The following is a 23,441-nucleotide window of genomic DNA, read 5'->3' as shown; positions in this document are numbered from 1 at the left end:
AAGAAGCGCTTTCCTTTGTTGAGGAAAGCGCTTCTAAATATTGTGTCTACAATTATATACAACGAAACTACTTCCTCCTAAGTTTTATCCCGGTGGTAATAATAATCGACGTAATAATTGTATTTGTGTTCATTGCCTTTGCTTATGTTTTGTAAATATAGAACAAATATTATCACTTTACCAAAGAAAATTAATATTTTTTTTAAGATTCACAACAGGAACGCGAATAGAGTGGCATTCTATCATAATAGCAATGTTTTTAGAGGTAGCAAAAGATCTACTTTGTGTAGTCAATAATTGACAATGCTATTAATTTACAATATGCCCAAGATGAGCTTTAGCAAGATGTTAAAATTGTTAAAATTTCGTTAAATACCTTAAAATAAATTTGACCTTAAACTGATATTGTATTATATTCGCAACAGTGCTGTCCAAAATAGATGACAGTGTTGAATTTTTAAAAGTTAAATGTTGTACAAAAAAGCGATTTAATGAAAACAAAGAAATTTATAGCGTCAATGCTATTTATCGGCTTATGTCTAGTGTCGCAGGCACAAACCAACAGAAACTCCAAACCCGAATCAGATCCTGATAACCTAGCGAAAGAATACTTTTCACAAATCATGGGAGTTGCAGTCTCAGCAACAACAAATACCAAACTTTACCAATTTGTTTATGAATGGCTAGGTACTCCATACCGTTTAGGGGGAGATTCAAAAAGAGGCATTGATTGTTCTAAATTTTCTTATGAATTATACGATAAAGTGTTTAACACTTCATTAGGTTATAATAGCAGAAATCAGTATTCTCAAGTCAAAACTGTCGAAAAGAATGAACTTAAAGCAGGCGATTTGGTATTTTTCAAAATTAGAAGTAAAAGTATCACCCATGTGGGTGTTTATATCGGGGACAATAAGTTTGCACATGCATCTTCGAGCAAGGGGGTTATGATCAGCAATTTGGATGAGCCTTACTGGCGACGTTATTATTACAATGGAGGTCGTTTACCGGAAGATAATAGATCGCTTACAGCGGAAATATTGAAAGCAGAAAAAGATAATAAATTGAATTAATAAAAATTGATTCGATCACGGAAAAGTCCAAAGCGTTTAACTCGTTTTGGACTTTTTTTATACAATATAATATCCTATTTTTACCTTATAATCATCGGAATACTATTATGTCTTCAAAGAAAACGCTCATCTTAAATAAAGAACAAATAAAACAAAAATCTATTCGGATTGCCTATCAAATTTTGGAAGACAATTTTGAGGATGAAACGCTCGTATTAGTAGGAATTGCTGACAGGGGTTATGTATTTGCGCAACGTCTACAGGCGATCTTGCAGGACATTTCAGACAAGGAAATCCTATTGATTAAAGTCACTATGAAAAAAACTAGCCGATCGTTAAGTGCAAGCACAGACTTACCTGTTGATATCGCAAAAGATAAGACGATTATCCTCGTTGACGATGTGCTCAATAGCGGCAGAGCATTAGCTTATGGATTAGGCGTATTCTTGAATGTTCCGCTTAAGAAAATGAGAACGGCTGTATTAATTGACAGAAGCCACCATAAGTTTCCTATATTTAGTGACTACTATGGAACGAAACTTTCCACGATATTGAGAGAACACGTTACTGTTACTCTCGAAGAATTCGATAATGAAGAAGATGCAGCATGGTTAGTCTAAACCATGCTGTTATTTTTTTGATACTTTCAATTTCATTCCCGGCTTAATCCGATTTCCACTTAAATCATTTTCACTTTTAAGCCGACGGACGGATGTTCCATTTTTATCGGCAATATCAGATAATGTATCGCCTTTCTTCACAATATAATACGCTGTACGCGTAACATTAGAGGCACGTTGTTGGCTCTTCTTAGAAGATCTTTCCGTATTACGGGCTAATTTAGCATCTACAAAATCATTCTCTTTTTTTATCAGTAGATTTTGCCCAGGGACAATCTGATTGCCACGCAGATTATTCCAGGATTTTATATCCTGTACGGTTACCTCAAACTTATCAGCGATGGAAGCAAATGTCTCCCCAACTTTAACTTTATATCTGCCATTCTGAAGGAACTCTCCTAAATTTTCAGTCTGACTGACATCTGCCGAAGGTACTGGCGTGTTAAGAGCGGCATACAATTCCTCTGTGGCTATCTTTTTATCTACTACAGGTAAAACTAGTCGTAATGGAGAGTCTTCAGTACCGTTTAATACATTCTTTTTAAAACTAGGGTTCAATGCGCGTAATGTCTCTTTCGACACATGCAAAGCATCCGCTATTTGATTCAGTGAAATCCGTTTATTGATATCTAATGTCTGCGTCCGCAATGAAAGTTCGGTATCCGCCGCATTAATATCATTTTCATCCGCATATTTCATCGCATATGTCATAGCGATAAATTTAGGAATATAGTTTTGGGTCTGTTGTGTCAGATATGGAGCGATATCCCAAAAGGTAGCTTTCTCCTTTCCCGAGCGTTGAATCGCACGGCTAACGGCGCCTTTACCACCATTATAGGACGCTATCGCCAATAACCAATCACCATACTCATCATAAGCTTCTTTCAAGATCTTTGCGATCGCATAACTTGAGGCAATCGGATCCATACGTTGGTCAGTATAACTGTCTACAGTAAGATGATAGGTTTTGGCCTCATAGTACATCAATTGCCATAAGCCTGTTGCTCCGGCACTAGAGATATCACGTGGATTTAAAGATGATTCAACGACACTTAAATATTTCAGTTCCCGCGGCACGCCGACCTCATCCATGATTTTATCAAACAATGGGAAATAGTATTGCCCTAATCCCATCATCCGGCACATATAGGGGTTGTAGTTATCAGATGTATATTTAGCGACCAAATCTTTTACCCGTGGCGAGTAATCCAACGGCACTTCACGCTCGATGGCTTTCAATTTCCGAACCAGCTGTATATCTTCATCTGTAATTTCTGAATCATGCCTGTTATTTCCTGAAGATTTTATACTGTCTAGGTATTGATAAATCTCCTGTTTTTCCTTTTCGATGCTTTTTTGAAAGAAGGTCTGGGTCGCTTCTTTCATGCCTTCTACAGCGCTTTCTTGGGCCATGAGTGGCAGCACATAGCATACCCCTCCTAGTATTGAAATTAACGTCTGTTTTCCGATCATAAATTTACTGTTAAATCCGAGTCTGATTCGTCTGCTGAAAAATCAACAATAATCTAAACGCTTAGAAATGGATTTTAGTATAAAAATGGTTTTCGTCCTATTTTGCTGTAGGTCGAGTATAAAACAAAATACGATTTTGTTCCTCACAAAATCGTATCTATGCTATATGGGATCAAATTTCCCTTATTTGTTATCTTCTACTTCAGATTTTTTTTCAGGTGAAGACTCATCTTTTTGACCTTCTTTAAACTCCTTTACTCCTTTACCCAATCCGCGCATCAATTCAGGAATCTTCTTGCCACCAAATAATAGTAACAATATTACTACAATGACAATTAACTCTTGCCCCCCGATTCCCATGATTAATAATGATGTTGACATAACTATAATTTCTTGTTTTTCAATTCTTTTAAACTAAAACTTTTCTCTTTCATTACAAATGTAATGATAATTATTAAATATAGTAATTATTTCTTATCTCGCCAACCACGACATCGGATTCATTGGTGTTGTTCCTTGTAATACAGAAAATTCTACCATTGGAACACCTGTATCCGAGTCTACATCTGCCGTTCCAATAGTTTGTCCAGTGCTTACTTTCTGTCCTTTTGAAACACTTACTCCAGCCAAATTCATATATACCGTAAAGTACTCACCATGTTTAATCATAACAATACGCTGCCCCATCATCGATACTATACTCAAAACTTCTCCATTAAATACCGCCTTCACGGCCGCACCGCTTGATGTTTGTATTTTAACAGTTTCGTGATCCCAATTGACATTTCTTCCGACACTTTCAGAACCAAACTCTTGCATAATCTTCGCATTAGAAACAGGCCAAGGTAAACTACCGCGGTTAGATCTAAAGTCGTTTGAAAGTTTGACTGCTTCAGGGGTACTACGTAAGACTTCAGAATCTGATTTTCGCGTGGTATTACTGCTTTTCGAACTTGTATTGTTCTTACCTTTTGTATTCGATCCAGATTCATTCGCTTTGCGGTTACGCTCCGCAGCAGCTTCTGCTGCACGACGTGCCGCCTCAGCCCGCCGGCGTTCAGCTTCAATCTCTCTTCTAATGATTTCCTTAATGGCCGCATTAATACGACGTTCCTCTTTTTGCTTTTGTGTAATATCTTTCTTCACCCCACGTTCTGTAACGATCAGATCACTTAATTGTCCTGAAAAAACAGATCGTTGTTGTGATATAGTTCTTTTCTCATTTTCTTGCTCTTTCATCAAAGCAACCTGTTTATTTCGGTCGGCCTGCAATTGAGCGATTTTTTGTTCAATCTGTTTCTTGGTATTTTCAATATCGGCAGCTTTCAGCTTCCTCGAATCGTTGAACTGTTGCAGGTACTTTACCCGTCGGAATCCTTGATTAAAATCCTTCGATGCAAAAATAAACATCAATTTATTGTATGCATTTCGATTTCTAAACGCAAACATCACCATCTTCTCATAGTCACGTTTCATCTTTTCCAACTCAGCCTTCAACTTACTTACGGCAGCCGTATTTGCGTTGATATGCTTATTAATTACAGCTACTTCCGAAGTGATGGTATTTATCTTCTGCTCGCGTAAATTAATTTGCTTACTCAATGCTGTTACTTGTTGTTGGGTCAGTGATTTTTCTTTTGCAATCTCTTTGACCGTATTTTGTAATTCAGCAATTTCACGATTGAGTTTCTCGCGCTGTTTTTCAAGTTCAGCCCGAGTCTGTGCCGACGAAATCCCAATCATGAATAGGAAAGCAGCTATACTAAGTATCGTCTTTTTAAAGTTCATTTACAGTACTATTTTTTGTGTTTGCCATCTTTCTACCCCTATCAGTTTACGCCCAACTTTAGCAAATTAATTGCGAAAGTAATAAATCTAATGGAAATAGACAGCTTCTCATCGGATTACTTTATAACGCGACGATACTGAAAAAGGCATTTCGACTGGTTCATTAAAAGTCACTTTATTGAAATTTATCTCTGTTTTTATCTCTTGGCGCCCATCAGAAATAATCATTTTTAACAGCATCGGAAATTCTTGTCCAGAAGCCATGGCATATTCTCCATAATTAGCTTCCAGCAGCTGTTTTTTGGACAGTTGCGCCAATCTGAATTGATAAGGTCTATTGTTATTATTTAATTTATATAAAAAATCTAATTCATTCAGTCTACCATCTAGCTGGACAGACATCGAGTCCTGTTTAAAATTAACCTGATCGATATCTGACAATAGATTCACAGACAAGTTAGCCAACAATAGATCCTGTAAGTTTCCAAAAGTCAGATCCGGACTGGCAAAACGATAAAGATAATCGAATGGTTTAACCATATATTCACTCTGGAATTTATTTAAGATCTGTACACTATCGGGTGTTATCAGTACCCGAGCCACTTCGATACCTAATGTAGCGGAAATGGAAATCCATATTCTCTTGTCTTTCTCTATTCGAATATTCGAAGTGACATCGTAATTATCCTTGCCAAGGTCAAGACGCATTTTAGCTTTTCCGGAAAAAGTAGAATAATTCAAATTGGTCAAAAAAAGATTCCGTAAGCTGTTTTTCTTTGCTTCCCTTGTATTATCCTTTATGATCAATTCATTCTCAGCTTTGAGGTCAGCATCCTTTAGCAGCTTCTTCTTGGAACTACAAGAAGAAAGCAAAAAGACCACAGCACTCACCCAAACAATTTTATTCCACATAACTTTTAGTCTCAATCTTCTTTTTCAATTTCAGCTTATTTTCTTCGGTATCAACTCCCTTTTCTAAAGCTAAATTCCACTGTTTAACAGCGTCTGTTGTTTTCCCAAGCTTCATTAGAATGTCCCCATAATGTTCCAGCAAAACCGAAGTTTGGGGATTGGTGTTCTTCAGTGCTTTTTGAATCCATACCAACGCATCATCATATTTACCATTCGCGAACAGCACCCAAGCATAGGTATCTTCAAAAGTTCCATTATTGGGTTGCAGCTTCGTAGCCATTGCAGCATATTTTGTTGCCTCATCAAGCCGCTCTTTTCTTAACGACAAATAGTATGCTAAATTGTTCATGGCCGTCACATTTGTGCTATCCAACCGAATAGCTTCGATATAAGCCGCATCAGAAGCTTTGTACATTTTAAGGGAGTTATAAATGTCACCTAATCCCCCATAAATATTAGCTTGCAGAAAAGGAGATTCATCCTGGGCATTATTAAGCGCGGCTTCCATAAACTTGCGGCTATTATCCATATCCTTCTTCATCAGATAAGCCATACTTGTAAAATAAAGTATAGTCGCATTGTTTGCGACATAATGTAAAGCCTCCCCACCATGAGCAATTGCCTGATCAAATTCTCCCTTGTCCATATCCAAGCTCATCAGCATTCGCCAAGCATCAATCTGGTAAGGATTCATACTAACAGCTACCGCTAGGGAACTTTGCGCTGCGGACTTATCGTCTTTCAACCAGAGCACCTGTCCCTTGGCCATATGGCTTTCGGCAATCCGTGGATGAACTTCTACCAAGATATTGGCTAATTCCAAAAGCTGTTCTTTAGTATAAGGGCCTTTTGGATTCAATAAGGTCATTATAATCCTATTTTTATCTGCAAAATCAATTTTTTTGGATTGAAATCCTTGCTTAAGGGCATCGAAAGATAATTTTATCTTTTTATCAAATCGATAAAGATCCGCTAAATCAAAATAAAGAAAATCCTCCTTTGTCGTCTGAATACCCTTATTAATATAGTCCAGCGCAAGCTTTGAATTTTTGGAAAGGTTATAAGCCTGAGCCAGTTGACCATATACCTGAGCAAGAGTAGTGCCCTTATCGGCCCAAGGTTTTAGCAGATCAATTACAGCTTTATAATTCCCGGCATCATTTAACAACACGCTGCCAACCATATCCAATGTATCAGAAACCGTTGCGATTTCTTTTGTTTTATAGAAATACTCTAGCGCGACATCCTTGTAGCCTCCGTTGAATAGGAGCATAATACGTTCACGTTTGAGCGAAGCGGTATTATTATCATCCTGGTCAATTAGCTTATCGAGATAGATTAATGCGCTATCGGCGTCGTTTTTGCTTTTAAAAGCATCAACAGCAAAGCTGAGGTATTCGGGTTTAGATTGGATTTCCAAAGCTTCTTTTATAGCTTCTATCGCACCGTTTTGATTTCTCATCTGTGCAAGCAGAATTGCCTTTGTAAAATAGATATCATCTGCTTGCGGATAATCTGCAATTATGGCGTCCAGAGAGTCCATTCCCGGACCAATTTTCCCCTGCTTCAATATCTCCTGTACGTTTTTGAATCGTGCATCGTATGGTTTCGGCTTTTTATCCGGAGACTGTGCGTGCACTGAGCCCAGTGCCATAAGGAATAAACCAATAAAACTTATAAAAAATTGTTTATCTAAAAAATTCAATCTCATCTACTTCCGCTATAATAATTTAAAAATTCTTCCTGCAATATACTAACTAATGTAACAATAATCATTCGAGGAAGTTGTAAAAATATTGAGATTAGTGGGGTTCGTTTGAAATTCGACTCGTTTTCAACAAAATAAGTAAAATAGATTTTAAAATATAGAATATTAGATGTACCTTTGCAGACCCTTGAGATAAGGGAAAGAAAAATATTTTAATAAATTATTTAAACAAAAGCAAGTGAATACGTTAAGTTACAAAACTGTCTCTGCCAACAAGAACACCGTTAACAAAGAGTGGATCGTTGTTGACGCTGAAGGAGAGATTTTGGGGCGCTTGGCTAGTAACATCGCGAAAGTAATTCGTGGTAAGCATAAGCCTACATTCACCCCTCACGTAGACTGCGGAGATAACGTGATCGTTATCAATGCGGACAAAATCAAATTGACAGGAAACAAATTAGGCGACAAAGTTTACGTTCGCTACACTGGCTACCCAGGTGGTCAACGTTTTGTTTCTCCAAAAGAGTTAATGGCTAAATTCCCTGAGCGCATTATTGAAAAAGCTGTTCGTGGTATGCTTCCTAAAAACCGTTTAGGTCGTCAATTGTTTAAAAACCTTTACGTTTATGCTGGTACTGAGCACAAGCATGAAGCACAAAATCCAAAACCAGTTAAATTTTAAGGAGAATCGTCATGTCAACAACTAACACTTCAGGAAGAAGAAAAACTGCTGTTGCCCGCATTTACTTAACTGCTGGTAGCGGGAACATTATCATAAACGGTAAAGACTTTAAAGAGTATTTCCCAACATTACCTTTGCAATACATCGCTACACAATCATTGAACGTAGCTGGTGAATTAGCAAACTTTGATGTAAAAGTAAACGTTAACGGAGGTGGTATTAAAGGTCAAGCAGAAGCTGTTCGCTTAGCGATCTCAAAAGCTTTGGTTGAACTTAACCCAGAAGTTAAACCTGCATTACGCGCTAAAGGTTTAGTAACACGTGATGACCGTATGGTTGAACGTAAGAAACCAGGACGTCGTAAAGCTCGTAGAAGATTCCAATTCAGTAAACGTTAATCAAAGGAGGATCAAAAAATGGCAAGAACTACTTATCAAGATTTATTGGATGCAGGTGTGCACTTTGGTCACCTTACACGTAAATGGGATCCGAAAATGGCTAAGTACATTTTCATGGAGCGCAACGGTATCCACATCATTGACTTGAACAAAACCCTTACGAAATTAGAAGAAGCTGCTTCAGCTATCAAACAAATCGTAAAATCAGGTCGCAAAGTTTTATTCGTAGCTACGAAAAAACAAGCAAAAGAGATCATCGCACAACAAGCAAAAGAGGTTAACATGCCTTTCGTGACTGAGCGTTGGTTAGGAGGTATGCTTACAAACTTCGCTACAGTGCGTAAGTCTATCAAAAAAATGTCTAACATTGACAAAATGCAAAAAGATGGTACATACGATGTATTGTCTAAAAAAGAGAAGTTGATGATTCAACGTGAGCGTATCAAATTAGAAAACCTTTTAGGAGGTATCGCTGATTTGAACCGTTTACCAGCTGCTTTATTCATCATCGATGTTAAAAAAGAACACATCGCTGTTTCTGAAGCAATGAAATTGAACATCCCTACTTTTGCAATGGTAGATACAAACTCTGACCCTTCAAACATTGATTTCCCAATCCCTGCAAATGATGACGCTAGCAAATCTATTAGCTTAATCGCAGGTATCATTGGTCAAGCAATCCAAGAAGGTTTGGACGAGCGCAAACGCGACAAAGAAGAAGAAGCTGAAAAAGATGCTGCTGCTGCTAAAGCAAAAGCTGACAATGGTGAAGCTTCAGAAGCTAAACGTCCTCGCAAAGCGAAAGACGGAGAATAATATTTTTATTCCAAACCGGATGGCGTAGCGTTAGTTTCTGGAAAAGTTTACTTTTCTTGAACTAGCCTCTCTGTCCGGTTTTTTGGTTTAACAACACTCGTTTATCAAGGAATGTTAAACTTCATATTAGCTTAACATGTTTTAAGTTAATATTGTACAAATTTCAGTCGTAAATAATAATAAAAAGAAATAAACATGTCAGTACAAATTTCTGCATCAGATGTAAACAAATTGCGTCAACAAACTGGCGCTGGTATGATGGATTGTAAAAAAGCTTTAGTTGAGTCTAATGGTGACTTTGAAGCTGCTGTAGATTACTTGCGTAAAAAAGGCGCTAAAGTAGCTGCTAGCCGTCAAGATCGCGACTCTAACGAAGGTGTTATCATCGCTAAAGCTACTGCTGATGGTAAATCAGGTATCGTAGTTGAAGTTAACTGTGAAACTGACTTCGTAGCTAAAAACGCAGACTTCGTAGCTTTCGCTGAAAAAATTGCAGATCTTGCATTAAACAATAAACCTGCTTCTTTGGAAGAATTAAAAGGTTTGGAACTTGATGGAAAAAACATCGCTGATTCTTTAATCGAGCAAACTGGTGTAATTGGTGAGAAAATAGACGTTTCTAAATACGAAACTATCACTGCTGAAAAAGTTATCGCTTATATCCACGGTAACTACCGTTTAGGTGTATTAGTGGGTCTTTCTGCTGATGCAGCTGGTGCTGAAGAAGCTGGTAAAGATGTTGCAATGCAAATTGCTGCAATGAACCCAATTGCAATTGACAAAGATGGTGTTGATCAAAACACAATCGAGCGTGAAATCGCTATTGCTAAAGAGCAAATCATTGCTGAAGGCAAACCTGCTGAAATGGCTGAGAAAATCGCTCAAGGTAAATTGAACAAATTCTTCAAAGATACAACTTTGTTAAACCAAGAATTCGTAAAAGATTCTTCTAAAAACATCGCTCAATTCTTGGATTCAGTTTCCAAAGGATTAACTGTAACTGCTTTCAAACGCGTACAATTAGGCGCATAAGTTTACAGCCATTCTATTCAGAATGGAAATTTTTAAAACAGGAGCTATTCGATGAATAGCTCCTGTTTTTGTTTATATCCCGCCCCATTTATGCCCGAACTATTTTTTCCGCTACACCATGGTTTTTATTTTATCCCAAATTTGTGTAACTTAAGAATACATAAAAACTGGACAGCATATGGGCATGTTAAAGGAAAACGCTTTAAAAGGAAAACGCATTTTAATTACAGGTGGCGGCACAGGCCTAGGAAAAGCGATGACAGATTATTTCCTCGAGCTTGGGGCATCCTGTCTGATCACAAGTCGCAAAGATGACATTATCCAACATACAGCAAACGAATTGTCCGAAAAACATCAAGCGAAATGTCTTGCCATTGCTGGGGATGTCCGCAATTATGAAGATGTCGAGCGCGTAGTTTCCTATGGCTATGAGCAATTGGGGGGAATAGATATCCTCATCAACAATGCAGCTGGAAATTTCATCTCGCCAACAGAACGTTTAAGTCACAGAGCCTTTGAATCTGTGATTGGTATTGTTCTTCAAGGTAGCATAAACTATACCCTAGCATTGGGAAAACGCTGGATTGGAGCCAAAGAACATACTAAAGCGATACTGAGTATCGTAACAACCTATGCCTGGACCGGCTCAGGCTATGTAGTACCTTCTGCAACAGCTAAAGCTGGTGTTCTTGCACTCACCCGATCTCTGGCCGTAGAGTGGGGTAAAAAAGGAATACGCCTCAATGCCATAGCCCCTGGTCCATTTCAAACCTCAGGTGCCATGGAGCGTCTACTCCCGGGTGAATTGGGTGAACTTCTTTCGCCTACCAAACGCATTCCTTTGGGCCGTTTGGGTGAACTACAGGAACTTGCGAACCTCGCCGCTTATCTAGTCTCCGATTATGCCAGTTATATTAACGGTGATGTGATCACAATAGATGGAGGCGAGTGGCTTAAGGGAGCTGGAGAGTTCAATGGACTGGATATTATTCCCGACGATCAATGGGATAATATTGAAAAGATGACCAGAAATGCAAAAAGCACTTAGTAGATATTCCAGCAACAAATAGTTTATTTATAATTATAATGTATCGATATTTAGGAGGGAAAAAGCAGAGCCTTTGATCCATTTTGCTTAGGTTTGTAGTGATTATTTCTCAAATAGGCTTATACGTATGAATTTATCTTTCGCTTCTCAAAAAATCAGGCACAAACAAAAAATAGAACTAGCCAAAGCGGGCTTTGATTTCGCACTAGTCTATATTTCCGAAGGAACACTCGTATCAAAGGTAAATAATTTAAAATTCCCTAAAGAAAACCTGCTTTTTATGAACAGGGATTCCGAAATACTTGAAACAAAAAAAGATTCAATTGTATCTGCACTTTATTTCTCCAGCTCCTATTTCAAAGATCTACACTACATACAGCAAAATTTTAGATTGTTCCACAACCCCGTCGATATCTTTAATTCAAAAACTTTATTAAATAAAAGCCTTTCACTAAAAAAAGAAAACAAAAAAATAATTGAACGCGTAATCTCTCTGATTCAACAATATGAACATGAGGATGCTGTTGTTTCTAGTTTTATTTTCCATCAAACAATGTCGCTTTTCGCCATCGTCGAAAACATATTAAAAGATTTGGAGTTACCGGTTGATGAGTCTTATGATATGGCTCAAGAGATGGAGCAATACATCCAGCAGAATATCTATTTTCCCGATAAACTGCAAATAAAATCTATCGCTGATCAGTTTCAGATATCGGCAAATTATTTTGGTGCATTTTTTAAGAAAAGATATTCAAAAAGCTACAAAATTTACGTAGATGATATTCGTATTGAACTGATTGAAGAGAGATTAGCCTCGAATAAATACAGCATGAGACAAATTGTAGCGGAGCTAGGGTTTAACGATGAAAGTCACCTGACCAATTTCTACAAGAAAAAAAGAAATATTACACCGAGCTCTTATAAAAAATCTAAAAATAGTGCTTAGTTAATGATCAAGCTGTATGATCCCATTGAGATCATGATTTAAAGAACGTTGAATAGCCTCGTCTAAAATCAGAATCTTCTTTCCTTGAAAGGTAGTAGTATCATCACTTTCAAATTTTGAACGGTCAGCATTCAAAGACTCTAATTTCATGGGGAAATAAATTGGATTCTCGTCTTCAGCGCGCCCGATGGTCAATAAAATATTGTAGCCCTGTAGGCGTAAACTCTGTAAAGTCTGATAATTTAAACGCTTGAAGATCATAATTCCTGTTTTAAAATAGAACAAAGATAGATTTACATTGTTTGCCTGCTTCGATCATTTTTTTGTGTTTTATTTTTCAAATAATCCCTCAGATTTCTAATCGCCTAATACCGCAGGAGTAAGCGTTTTGACGAACAAATCCAAAACTTTTTATTGTGAGAACTGTTTTACATATGAATAAAAATTAGCAAGATGATGTCGAAAAAAGAACGTAAAAATGGAAAAGTCGAAGAAGATTATCCGGATATGGAGCAGGACCTTGCTTTTAACGAAGAGCTTGACAGCTATGAAATGGACGTCAACGATAATGATCCAGACTATGATCACCCCGCTGATTACGATACAATAGCCGAGGGCGCTGTCGATGATGATTCAACCTATGACGATTCAAATCCTTTTGTCGGAGACGAATATGCAACTCAAGGTGAACTCGAAGAAGAAGATCTTGATGAGGCAAATATGCGAATTGAGACTTTTAACCATGAAAAGCTTTCGCCTTTAGATAAGAAATTGGCCGAGAATGAGGAAGATTTGAGAGATGACCTTGATGAAGAAGGATATCCTAAAAATGACAGATAGTTTTCCAAAAATAAAATTGCAATAAAAGGGACCGAGGTCCCTTTTTTATTACATAATCAATTAGACTTCGTTTTCAGAATTTCAATCTATTTACCATTCAATTATAAACTAATAACTCCAAATTTTTACGTAAGTTTACTTTGAAGATTATAATTATATGGAAAGTATATTACCCCTCATCCGTATTGTTGACCTAAAAAAATCATACGGAACAAAGGAAATATTAAAAGGAATCAATTTAGATATATTCCCAGGTCAGGTTATCGGATATATAGGTCCAAATGGCGCCGGCAAGTCCACTACTGTTAAAATACTGACAGGACTGATCGAAGATTTCACAGGTACTGTGGAGATTAATGGTATCAATATTCAAGAAGATCTGCTTGCCGTCAAGGCGCTGCTAGGCTATGTTCCTGAAAATGCTGAGCTGTATGAAGTCCTGACTCCCATGGAGTACTTAGATTTTGTTGGTAAGCTGTACGGAATGGAAGACAAAATTATTCAGGAGCGCTCCCTAAAGTTATTGGGTGCCTTTGGTCTTGAACCCAATGCAAATAATAGAATGGACACCTTCTCCAAAGGAATGCGCCAAAAAGTGCTTCTTATTTCAGGTATTATACACAATCCCCAAATTATCATTCTAGACGAACCACTATCTGGCCTTGATGCCAATGCGGTCATATTTGTTAAGGAACTCATTTCTTTGCTTGCAAAGGAAGGAAAGACTATTTTCTATTGCTCCCATATGATGGACGTTGTTGAAAAAGTCTCCGACAGAATTTTACTTATAAACCAGGGAAGTATTATTGCCGATGGTACGATTGAAGAATTAAAATCCGACCCTAACGAATCGTTGGAACATATATTTGCAAAATTAACCAATAGTGACAGTAGCGCGTTAGATGCTTCAAATATCATTACAGCAATTCAATAACATGGAAAAACTCATCTTACGGTTTATTCTTCTTTTCCGTGGCATCTGGAAAAGTTTAGGAATTAACTATGAACAATTTAAGGTCATTTTAGAAACGAAAATGACCTTAGAAAATAGAAAACCTATTAGCTTCCGGAAGCGCAACTCAGGCAAATCCTCTTCCTCCTCCTCCATCATACAATTTGTATTGTATCTCATATTCGGCTTGATATTCATGGCCATTATTTTATCAATTCCAGATAGATATTTGGCTGTTTCGATTATGCTACTAAGTTTTATCAGTATGCTGAGCATTACGTTGGTTTCCGATTTTTCTCCTATACTTTTAGATACGCGAGATCAATATATCATTATGCCAAGGCCGGTCGATGATAAGACCTTGGCTATTTCTCGAATTACTTTTATTGCAATTAAGCTCTTTAACCAAGTCATCGCTTTAACTTTGCCTGTACTTATCTATGTCGCATTCGACTGGGATATAGGCTCTGTCCTTATTTTATGCTTACAACTTATACTATGTACATTAATCGCGCTGATATTTGTCAATGGATTTTATCTGATTAGCATCAAATATCTCCCCATACAAAAGTTTAAAGATGTCATTACTTATATACAGATCGGTCTCTCACTGGTTCTTTTCCTCTCCTATTATCTTGGTCCAAATTTGATCCAATCTATTGTAGAATCTCATTTGACCATGGAACAGCTTCGATTCCTTTGGCTATTCCCTAGCACTTGGATCGCATCTTTCCAGCCGCTGATCCTTGGCAATAGCAGTTTGCCGATTATCTTCTTATCAGCACTGGGTATATTAGCTCCTCTTGGTGGCATCTATGCTTGCAGCAAACTATTTTCGCGAGGATTTAATGCCAAAATAGCTGCGCTCGCAAGTGCCGATAACCTTCCGAACGAAAGCTCGCCGATACTCCTAGATAATACAATCAAATTCCCTTTATATAAAAAGCTTGCTGCAAAGGTATGTTCATCACCGGTTGAAGAGGCCGGATTTAGCATTGTGTGGCTTATAAGTTCGAAAACAAGAGAATTCAAACAGCAACTTTATCCCTCATTGGCCTATCTGCCTATTTACTTTGTTTTTCTATTTCTACGTACAGGAGATGATCTCCCCATGGCCGGAAAGATATTAAAACTCCGGGATTCAGGCCTGTATATTGTCATGTTTTATCTTTCTTTGCTCACCATATTAACCGTCTTTCATCTTATTACCCAGAGTAATAAATATAAGGCTGCCTGGATATACCACATAACACCTATACAAAAACCAGGGCAATTAATGACTGGCGTTCTTAAAGCATGTCTTATTAAATATGTTTTGCCATTCAATATCCTATTTCTTTGTATATGCATACCCATATTTGGTATCTCTTCTCTTAATGATCTATTATTGTCTTCTGCAATCGGGGGCATCGAAAGTATTCTCGTTATGCTTTTTCTTGTTAAAAATTATCCATTTTCAAAAGCGAATCATTCCAGTTCAAAAACAGTGACTAATCTATTGATATTAGGGCTATTGGGGCTTCTGGGATATTTGCATAAAACAATCTTCCATTATGAGACTTTAATTTGGATCTTGGCCGGGTTTGGATGGATTGTATTTTTTCTTATGTTAAAATATCTACAGAGAGAGGATTGGAAAAGCCTAGCCTACGACGACAATTGACAACACAGATAAAAAAGCAAAATAGGGTCAGTATAGGTCTTATATTCATTCATAAAATATTATCAATGAAACAATACAAACATCGATGTACTATTGTCATCGTCGAAAAGTGGGTATTGTGATAACAGGGAAATACATTCAATCATAAAAAAAGCATCAATCTTAACAGACTGATGCTTTTAGTAGCGGGGAGCAGAATCGAACTGCCGACCTTTGGGTTATGAATCCAACGCTCTAACCATCTGAGCTACCCCGCCGTTTCGGTATGCAAATATACCACTTCATGCGTCAATTCAAAAGATTTTTTTATTTTTTTATCAATTCTTACCTATTTAAAACTCGTATTAAACACAACAAACTCATTTTTAACTCAATAAATTTATTATTGAAAAATAGAAACTGACATTGAAAAAATTGATAGTCCTAAAAACAACATCTTTATCAAAAAACAGGGGCAACTTTTTATAAAAAAACTTGCAATAACAAAATAAATATGTATTATTACAAATAATAAGTTGATGCAATAAAAAGCAATTTTGGAAGAGATTTGTAGCGGGGAGCAGAATCGAACTGCCGACCTTTGGGTTATGAATCCAACGCTCTAACCATCTGAGCTACCCCGCCATTTTGGGAATGCAAATATAGCTTATTTTTGATTTAAACAAACTAAAATTTAAAAAAACATTTTTATGGCAGATAAAATAAAATTCCAACTAGAATATATCATCAACTCTTCACCTAGAATTTTATTTCCGTATTTGCAAGAACCAAACGAATTGGCGCAATGGTTTGCAGATGATGTAAACTATAAAGACACCGTTTATACTTTCATTTGGGATGATGAACCTCACCGAGCAAAAATTGTGGCATCGAAAGAAAACAAATCTGTACGCTTTAAATGGCTCGATGATGATCCCTATTATTTCGATCTGGAGATCGATCAGGACGAGCTAACGAATGATGTTGCTCTTAAAATAACAGATTACGCTAAAGAAGAAGACCTTGAAAATAGAAAATTAATTTGGAAAAATTCAATAGTCTATCTTCAAAGTGTTATAGGTGCATAAAAAAGCCTATCTTTGCAATATATTTCCAGGAAGGGCTCCTATAAGGGTTCCTTCGCTGGAAGATGCTTTAATGTAAAGGCATCAATTTGCTTTGCGTCACGGATGAAAAAAGTTCATTTACTTATTCTTCAAGCTTTCATAAAACCATTCATTGTCACATTCTTTATTGTGATGTTTGTCTTATTAATGCTTTTCCTATTCAAATACATTGATGATTTGATTGGAAAAGGATTTGAATGGTATACAATCATGGAGTTAATTGGTTATCAGTGCGTTGTTCAAATTCAAATGGCAATGCCTTTATCCATGCTTCTCTCTTCCATTATGACTTTCGGAAATCTTGGTGAAAGCTATGAATTGGTGGCGATCAAGGCGGCTGGTGTTTCTCTGCGCAAAGCGATGACTCCTCTATTTGTTCTCGTAGCCATCTTCGCAACAAGTTCTTTCTTATTCTCCGACTATATCCTTCCCGTCGTGAATTTGAAAATGGGAACCTTACTTACAGATGTCCGAAATAAAAAGGCGGATTTTCTGATTAAACCCGGAATCTTTAATAATACTATCCCTGGCTACTCCATTCGCGCCAGAGGGAAAAACAAAGAAGGAACGATTCTTTATGACTTGATGATCTATGATCATCGTGGTGGCAATACAGCCAATAATGTGCTTATAGCTAAAGAGGGATATATCTATAACTCCCCAGACAACAATTATATGATCCTAAAGCTTAAGGATGGTATACGTTATGAGGAAGCTCGGACAAAAAACTCCAAAACCTACGACCCACGCCAGCAATTTACCCGATTTAAGTTCAAGGAAACAGAACAAAAGTTTGATATGGGAAGTTTCCAACAGGGCAAAACAGATGAAAATCTTTTCAAAAGCCACCATGCCATGTTAAATTTGAAACAGTTGGATATGTACATCGACTCCAACCATATCAAAATCGACAGTATGGGCAAAGCAATTACACGTACGTTAGACACCCGATATAATATCTATTCGAAATATTTTAGTGCCAATCAACCCGGACAGCCAAAAGTCAAAGAAGCTAAAATCAAGCCTTTTAAAAATTTGCTCACAGATCTTGTACCTCAGGAGCAGCGTTCGCAGATCACGATGAATGCGTTAAACCAGCTTAATTATTTAAAAGAAGATTTAAATGGCCGTACACTTGAGTTTAAAGATTACAAATCGAAAGATATTCGCTATCGTATTGAATGGCATCGCAAATTTACCCTGGCTGTCTCCTGTCTTTTATTATTTGCTATCGGAGCACCGCTAGGAGCCATCATCAGAAAGGGCGGCCTCGGTCTTCCTGTTGTTATGGCTATTATTTTCTTTTTGATCTATCACATTATCTCGACAGTAGCAGAAAAAACGGCTAAAGATGGCGCCATATCATCAGCCGTCGGCATGTGGATGGCAATTATTGTCTTGACACCCCTTGCCGCATTTTTGACGTACAAGTCGACTACAGATTCTGCTTTATTTGACATTGATCAATATAAATTAAAGGCAGAGGCTGCATGGAAATGGGTGAAAGAAAAGTTTGGAAAAAAGAATAAATTAAAGGAATCACATTAGATTGTGACAACGCTATTATAAATAAATTTAGATTCTACACTAACTTTGTACCAATTACAATATATCAATAAATGGATTTCAAATTAAACACGATCGAAGAAGCGATCGCTGATATACAAGCAGGAAAAGTAGTAATCGTCGTGGATGACGAAGATCGCGAAAATGAAGGAGATTTTGTCACTGCTGCCCGCAATGCTACTCCCGAAATCATAAACTTTATGGCAACCCACGGCCGTGGATTAGTATGTGCCCCAATTACAAAAGAAAGAGCTGAGGCTTTACACCTCGATTTAATGGTTGGGCAAAATACCGCGGTATATGAGACTAACTTTACGGTTTCCATTGACCTGCAAGGATATGGCTGTACAACTGGAATTTCAGCATCAGATCGTTCAAAAACAATTAAAGCAATGATCGATCCTAATATTCATTATGAAGAATTAGGAAGACCAGGACATATTTTCCCACTAATCGCAAAAGATGGCGGTGTATTACGTCGCACAGGACATACCGAAGCGACTGTTGACCTTGCTCGATTAGCTGGTTTTGAACCTGCTGGTGTATTGGTTGAGATTCTAAAAGAAGATGGTGAAATGGCCAGACTTCCAGAACTCATGGAAGTTGCTAAGAAATTTGATTTAAAGATCGTTAGTATTGAAGATCTTATTGAATACCGGCTTAAACACGATTCTTTAATTAATGAAGAAGTTACTGTTAATATGCCTACCCAATATGGCGATTTTAAAATGAAAGCCTTTACACAAAAGGATACTGGTGAACAACATTTGGCGCTTTATAAAGGCGAGTGGAATGAAGATGAACCTATTTTAGTACGAGTGCACAGCTCTTGTGTTACGGGTGATATTTTTGGTTCTTGCCGTTGTGACTGTGGACCTCAATTGCACAAAGCAATGGAAATGATCCAGCTAGAAGGCAAAGGTATCATTGTCTATATGAATCAAGAAGGTCGCGGCATCGGACTGATCAATAAGCTACATGCTTACAAATTACAAGAAAATGGCTTGGATACGGTAGATGCCAATGTGCAATTAGGATTTAAGGCAGATTTAAGAGATTACGGTGTAGGAGCCCAGATTCTTAGAAATCTTGGCGTCACCAAGATGCGCCTGATGTCAAATAACCCAACAAAACGAGCTGGTTTAGTAGGCTATGGTCTTGAAATCGTAGAAAATGTGCCCATTGAAATAACTGCAAACCCCTTTAACGAAGAATATTTAAAAACTAAACGGGATCGTATGGGGCATACGATCATGAAAAATCTATAAAAAAGTTCAGAAAAAGCGGTGTTAAAAAACATCGCTTTTTCTTTGGACTATAGCTCAACAACCTTCCTTCATAGTAACCTTCTTTTTATGATCTTGCAATGGCAGTACTTTCCATAAATAAAAGTAACTTTATACTATGGAACAACAAGGGAAACATATCATCTTTTTCGATGGTGATTGCTTGATTTGTAATCGCTTTGTTCAAATACTATTAAGGATAGATCGCAAAAAGAAATTCTTATTTAGTTCCCTGCAATCTGAATTAGCGCAGACTGCGCTAGCAAATATTCCCAAAAACATAGACTCCATCGTTTACTTATCTCCAACAGGCAGCTATATTAAAAGTGAAGCTGTTCTCAAGATTTGTAAACAATTGGGGTTTCCTTACAATGCATGCTATTTGTTTAATATCTTACCGCTTAAGTGGAGAGATGCACTTTATGATTACTTTGCCAAAAACCGTTATCGATGGTTTGGAAAGAATGAATGTTGTACCATACCGACGAAGATTGAGCGACAAAGATTCATTTAATCAGGCAACAATTATATGAAGGTGAAATTTAGCAAACTTTAAATTTTATTTGTGACCATTAAATTTACATCGATGAAAAATTCACTTTTAATTGACAGCGCCTATATCAATGGGAAATTTATTATATCAAAACATACTTTTGACGTGGTAAATCCTGCGACAGGAAAAGTTATTGCTTCGTTGCCCGATCTAAAAGTAGTTGATTGCACGAAGGCTATAATTGCTGCGGACAAAGCTTGGAGAAGCTGGAAAAACATAACGGTAACGGAACGTTGTAACATCGTTCGTAAATGGTACGATCTTATTCAACAGCATAAAGATGATCTAGCAGAGATCATGACCTTAGAAAGCGGTAAGCCTTTGAACGAATCTAAAGTTGAGGTTGACTACGGCAGTTCCTTCGTAGAATGGTTTTCGGAGGAAGGAAAAAGAGCCTATGGAGAAACGATACCTGCTCTTAAAAAGGAAAATAGAATGCTGACCATTAGACAAGGCGTTGGTGTCGTAGCTGCTATCACGCCGTGGAATTTCCCTTTAGCAATGATTACCAGAAAAGTAGCTCCAGCATTGGTCGCAGGTTGTACTGTTGTGCTAAAACCAGCCTCCCAAACCCCATTTTCTGCTATTGCATTAGCCAAATTAGCGGAAGATGCAGGCCTACCTAAGGGTGTATTTAATGTCATTACGGGAAAAGACAGCGCTGGTATCGGAAAGGAACTAGCAACGAATGATCTAGTCAGAAAATTATCCTTTACAGGCTCCACCGAAGTAGGGAAAACACTTATTGAACAGTCAGCCTCAAACATCAAAAAAGTATCTATGGAGCTCGGTGGTAATGCCCCATTTCTAGTTTTTAATGATGCCGATATTGATGCTGCCGTAGAAGGTGCCCTCGCCGGCAAGTTTAGAAACTCTGGACAGACATGTGTATCTATTAATAGATTTCTAGTTCAAGAAGATGTTTATGATGAGTTTGCGCTGAAACTTACACAGGCCGTTAGTAAACTGAAAGTTGGCAATGGGCTTGATAAAGGTGTTCAGGTCGGTCCACTCATCAATGCAAAAGGTTTAGAAAAAGTACAGCATCATGTCCAAGATGCCTTAAATCACGGCGCAGAATTGGCTACAGGGGGCGAGGTAATCAAAGATCTGTTCTTCCAGCCTACTGTTCTGACCAACATTCCGAAAGAAGCACTTATATTCCGGGAAGAGACCTTTGGTCCAATCTGTGCCCTTTTCAGCTTCAAAACAGAAGAAGATGGAATAGCAATGGCTAACAATACTGAATTTGGTCTAGCTTCCTATTTTTATAGTACAAATATCAATCGCTGTTTTCGGGTCGCAGAACAACTTGAAGCTGGTATGGTAGGTGTCAATACAGGCCTTATCTCAAACGCAGCCGCACCTTTTGGCGGAGTAAAACAATCGGGAGTCGGTCGAGAGGGATCTAAACATGGCTTGGATGAATATATGGAATTAAAATATCTCTGCTTCGGTGGAGAATAAAAAAGGAGCGAATGCTCCTTTTATTTTTTTAGAAAATCCATTAATTTTTCCCGTGTTGAACTAAAAGATAAGGCATCCCCTACTTTCTGATAGTTTTGTTTATCCACACAAGCCGGATAAGCATATTTAGCGAAAGTGAGCTTATTATCATCCCTTATAAAAAGTTCCATTAAATCGACAATTTCGGAAACACGAAGCCGCATATCTTTTAACTCTTGAGCGGCTATTGCGAGTCGATCTTGATCATTTTCTTTCTGATTCAACAGATCGTTCAATCGATTGGAATCTGTTTTATCCATCCGATTACTGTCAAATTGATTATTATCCTCATTCTCTGAATATCCGCTGTCGTTTTCTGCGCGGTCGCGATAAATCTCCCGATCTCCTGATGGTCGATATTCATCGTCGATCTCCTGTCCGTTATCATATCCATCCCGGTTATTATAAGGTAAATCTCCTCGGTAATTGTCCTTATTATAACGTCCGATAGGATTCATAGATTCTAAAATAATTCCTCTATTTCCACGTCTACTACTGACAGAAAACACAACATCCATATATTGCCCATTTCGATTAACAAGTTGAACACCGCTCCCATTAAGTGTACGCCGCTGACGGTCAGCAAAAACAATCTGTAAATCATAACGTGGACTTGTCAAATTAGCCACACGGAGATCCGTTGAAGCTCTATTATTGTACAAAACGTTATTGATATAAAGAAAAAAAGGAGCATCTGTAGAATAGATATTTAGAGCTCCGCCGACCGGTCTATACCGCTGTGCAAATCCAGCTGTTGCCACGACAAGCAACAAGACCATAACCAAAATTTTTCTGTACATAATCCTCTTCAATTTATATTCGTTCGACTACAAAGAATATAAAAGGATTAAGAAAACAGAGAATTTAATATTTGGCACTAGGCACTCTTGTTCCTGAACTTCTTATAAAGTTTTACAGCCATCATCAGAGCAATAGATAAGATTAAAAGTCCTAAAACACCAAATATCCAATTTAGGGCTGATTTTAGAACAACTGTAAATACAATTGCAAATAATAAAACTGTGGCAAGTTCGTTCCAAAGTCTTAATTTCGTTGAAGACCAGTTGGACGACTCACTTTGTAATTGAAACATGATCCGCTGACAGGAAAAATGATAAAGAATTAATCCTAAGACGAATGTAAGCTTAACATGCATCCAGCCCATCGTCAGCAAACCAGGATTAAGATAGAGCATCACAAGAGCTGCTACAATAGTGAGGTACATGGCGGGCGTTGTGATAATCCACCACAGTTTACTTTCCATTAAAGTAAATTGTCTATGCAAAATCCCATATTCTTCAACTGACTTAGATTTCGCTTCTGTATGGTAGATGAATAGTCGTACAATATAAAACAATCCAGCCATCCAACAAACTACAAAGATAATATGAACCGCTTTCGCATACAAATAGACCATAGTTACAAAAATAAGAAAAGTTAATAGTAATCAATATCTTCAATTGCCAATTGCAT

At 37.5% G+C, this 23,441-nt stretch carries 24 protein-coding genes and 2 tRNA genes; 16 read left to right on the top strand and 10 right to left on the bottom strand.

Annotated elements, in window-relative coordinates; translation table 11 throughout:
- The first annotated feature begins 491 nt into the window (after window positions 1–491).
- Complete coding sequence (locus B3C94_RS11125) at window positions 492–1,073, top strand: C40 family peptidase (protein WP_046671999.1); 582 nt, start codon at window positions 492–494, stop codon at window positions 1,071–1,073.
- A 107-nt stretch (window positions 1,074–1,180) separates the two neighbouring features.
- Window positions 1,181–1,693: a phosphoribosyltransferase family protein gene (locus B3C94_RS11120; protein ID WP_293903489.1), complete on the top strand. Its 513-nt coding sequence runs from the start codon at window positions 1,181–1,183 to the stop codon at window positions 1,691–1,693.
- A gap of 9 nt (window positions 1,694–1,702) precedes the next feature.
- Here B3C94_RS11120 and B3C94_RS11115 read toward each other — a convergent pair whose 3' ends face one another.
- The 5 genes from B3C94_RS11115 to B3C94_RS11095 form a co-directional block, all read right to left on the bottom strand.
- A complete protein-coding gene (locus tag B3C94_RS11115; protein WP_293903486.1) occupies window positions 1,703–3,166 on the bottom strand; it encodes a LysM peptidoglycan-binding domain-containing protein in 1,464 nt (487 codons plus the stop codon).
- Window positions 3,167–3,349: 183 nt separating this feature from the next.
- Window positions 3,350–3,547, bottom strand: a complete 198-nt coding sequence (tatA, locus tag B3C94_RS11110; protein ID WP_046671996.1) for a twin-arginine translocase TatA/TatE family subunit — start codon at window positions 3,545–3,547, stop codon at window positions 3,350–3,352.
- 93 nt (window positions 3,548–3,640) lie between these two features.
- Window positions 3,641–4,954, bottom strand: coding sequence for a murein hydrolase activator EnvC family protein (locus B3C94_RS11105; RefSeq protein WP_293903480.1), 1,314 nt, complete (start codon window positions 4,952–4,954; stop codon window positions 3,641–3,643).
- Window positions 4,955–5,062: 108 nt separating this feature from the next.
- On the bottom strand, window positions 5,063–5,866 hold the full coding sequence (locus tag B3C94_RS11100) for a DUF4292 domain-containing protein (RefSeq protein WP_293903477.1): 804 nt from the start codon (window positions 5,864–5,866) through the stop codon (window positions 5,063–5,065).
- Window positions 5,856–7,577, bottom strand: coding sequence for a tetratricopeptide repeat protein (locus B3C94_RS11095; protein ID WP_293903474.1), 1,722 nt, complete (start codon window positions 7,575–7,577; stop codon window positions 5,856–5,858). The genes B3C94_RS11100 and B3C94_RS11095 overlap by 11 nt, the downstream gene beginning before the upstream one ends.
- 235 nt (window positions 7,578–7,812) lie before the next feature.
- Here B3C94_RS11095 and rplM point away from each other — a divergent pair, with 235 nt between their 5' ends.
- The 6 genes from rplM (at window position 7,813) to B3C94_RS11065 (ending at window position 12,496) form a co-directional block, all read left to right on the top strand.
- On the top strand, window positions 7,813–8,256 hold the full coding sequence (gene rplM, locus B3C94_RS11090) for a 50S ribosomal protein L13 (RefSeq protein WP_046671993.1): 444 nt from the start codon (window positions 7,813–7,815) through the stop codon (window positions 8,254–8,256).
- Between the two features lie 11 nt (window positions 8,257–8,267).
- Window positions 8,268–8,654, top strand: coding sequence for a 30S ribosomal protein S9 (rpsI, locus tag B3C94_RS11085; RefSeq protein WP_293903472.1), 387 nt, complete (start codon window positions 8,268–8,270; stop codon window positions 8,652–8,654).
- Between the two features lie 18 nt (window positions 8,655–8,672).
- The gene (gene rpsB / locus B3C94_RS11080) at window positions 8,673–9,470 is read left to right on the top strand and encodes a 30S ribosomal protein S2 (RefSeq protein WP_075994149.1); all 798 of its coding nucleotides are present in this window, start codon (window positions 8,673–8,675) and stop codon (window positions 9,468–9,470) included.
- A 195-nt stretch (window positions 9,471–9,665) separates the two neighbouring features.
- Entirely contained in the window at window positions 9,666–10,502 is an 837-nt protein-coding gene (gene tsf / locus B3C94_RS11075; protein WP_075994150.1) for a translation elongation factor Ts, read from the top strand.
- Between the two features lie 184 nt (window positions 10,503–10,686).
- Window positions 10,687–11,550: an SDR family oxidoreductase gene (locus tag B3C94_RS11070; RefSeq protein ID WP_293903906.1), complete on the top strand. Its 864-nt coding sequence runs from the start codon at window positions 10,687–10,689 to the stop codon at window positions 11,548–11,550.
- Window positions 11,551–11,677: 127 nt separating this feature from the next.
- Entirely contained in the window at window positions 11,678–12,496 is an 819-nt protein-coding gene (locus B3C94_RS11065) for a helix-turn-helix domain-containing protein (RefSeq protein WP_293903467.1), read from the top strand.
- Here B3C94_RS11065 and B3C94_RS11060 read toward each other — a convergent pair whose 3' ends face one another.
- Window positions 12,497–12,757: a hypothetical protein gene (locus tag B3C94_RS11060; RefSeq protein ID WP_293903464.1), complete on the bottom strand. Its 261-nt coding sequence runs from the start codon at window positions 12,755–12,757 to the stop codon at window positions 12,497–12,499.
- A gap of 192 nt (window positions 12,758–12,949) precedes the next feature.
- On the opposite strand from B3C94_RS11060, the gene B3C94_RS11055 reads away from it, so the two are divergent.
- From B3C94_RS11055 to B3C94_RS11045, 3 genes are all read left to right on the top strand, one after another.
- Window positions 12,950–13,336, top strand: a complete 387-nt coding sequence (locus tag B3C94_RS11055) for a hypothetical protein (RefSeq protein WP_293903461.1) — start codon at window positions 12,950–12,952, stop codon at window positions 13,334–13,336.
- A gap of 157 nt (window positions 13,337–13,493) precedes the next feature.
- On the top strand, window positions 13,494–14,270 hold the full coding sequence (locus B3C94_RS11050; protein ID WP_293903458.1) for an ABC transporter ATP-binding protein: 777 nt from the start codon (window positions 13,494–13,496) through the stop codon (window positions 14,268–14,270).
- A 1-nt stretch (window position 14,271) separates the two neighbouring features.
- The gene (locus B3C94_RS11045) at window positions 14,272–15,951 is read left to right on the top strand and encodes a hypothetical protein (protein ID WP_293903455.1); all 1,680 of its coding nucleotides are present in this window, start codon (window positions 14,272–14,274) and stop codon (window positions 15,949–15,951) included.
- A gap of 183 nt (window positions 15,952–16,134) precedes the next feature.
- On the opposite strand, the gene B3C94_RS11040 is transcribed toward B3C94_RS11045, so the two are convergent.
- Both B3C94_RS11040 and B3C94_RS11035 read right to left on the bottom strand, forming a co-directional pair.
- Window positions 16,135–16,208: transfer RNA gene (locus B3C94_RS11040), tRNA-Met, on the bottom strand.
- A gap of 293 nt (window positions 16,209–16,501) precedes the next feature.
- A tRNA-Met gene (locus B3C94_RS11035) sits at window positions 16,502–16,575 on the bottom strand.
- A gap of 65 nt (window positions 16,576–16,640) precedes the next feature.
- Between B3C94_RS11035 and B3C94_RS11030 the strand changes: the two genes are divergently transcribed.
- The 5 genes from B3C94_RS11030 (at window position 16,641) to B3C94_RS11015 (ending at window position 21,929) form a co-directional block, all read left to right on the top strand.
- Complete coding sequence (locus tag B3C94_RS11030) at window positions 16,641–17,018, top strand: START-like domain-containing protein (protein WP_070563117.1); 378 nt, start codon at window positions 16,641–16,643, stop codon at window positions 17,016–17,018.
- 102 nt (window positions 17,019–17,120) lie between these two features.
- Window positions 17,121–18,605 (top strand): LptF/LptG family permease, encoded by a 1,485-nt coding sequence (locus tag B3C94_RS11025; RefSeq protein WP_293903449.1) that lies wholly within the window; start codon window positions 17,121–17,123, stop codon window positions 18,603–18,605.
- A 71-nt stretch (window positions 18,606–18,676) separates the two neighbouring features.
- Entirely contained in the window at window positions 18,677–19,891 is a 1,215-nt protein-coding gene (locus B3C94_RS11020; protein ID WP_293903446.1) for a bifunctional 3,4-dihydroxy-2-butanone-4-phosphate synthase/GTP cyclohydrolase II, read from the top strand.
- A 136-nt stretch (window positions 19,892–20,027) separates the two neighbouring features.
- The gene (locus B3C94_RS23540; protein WP_414712663.1) at window positions 20,028–20,423 is read left to right on the top strand and encodes a thiol-disulfide oxidoreductase DCC family protein; all 396 of its coding nucleotides are present in this window, start codon (window positions 20,028–20,030) and stop codon (window positions 20,421–20,423) included.
- 72 nt (window positions 20,424–20,495) lie between these two features.
- A complete protein-coding gene (locus B3C94_RS11015) occupies window positions 20,496–21,929 on the top strand; it encodes an NAD-dependent succinate-semialdehyde dehydrogenase (protein ID WP_293903443.1) in 1,434 nt (477 codons plus the stop codon).
- A 20-nt stretch (window positions 21,930–21,949) separates the two neighbouring features.
- Here B3C94_RS11015 and B3C94_RS11010 read toward each other — a convergent pair whose 3' ends face one another.
- Together B3C94_RS11010 and B3C94_RS11005 are read right to left on the bottom strand one after the other, a co-directional pair.
- Window positions 21,950–22,768, bottom strand: coding sequence for a DUF4476 domain-containing protein (locus tag B3C94_RS11010; RefSeq protein ID WP_293903440.1), 819 nt, complete (start codon window positions 22,766–22,768; stop codon window positions 21,950–21,952).
- A gap of 77 nt (window positions 22,769–22,845) precedes the next feature.
- A complete protein-coding gene (locus B3C94_RS11005) occupies window positions 22,846–23,385 on the bottom strand; it encodes a CopD family protein (protein WP_293903437.1) in 540 nt (179 codons plus the stop codon).
- Window positions 23,386–23,441 lie beyond the last annotated feature (56 nt).

The organism is Sphingobacterium sp. UBA5670, from assembly GCF_002420705.1.
Taxonomy (GTDB): Bacteria; Bacteroidota; Bacteroidia; order Sphingobacteriales; family Sphingobacteriaceae; genus Sphingobacterium.
The sequence above is the reverse complement of the archived record's forward strand: the minus strand, read 5'-3'. Positions and strand labels throughout refer to the sequence as shown.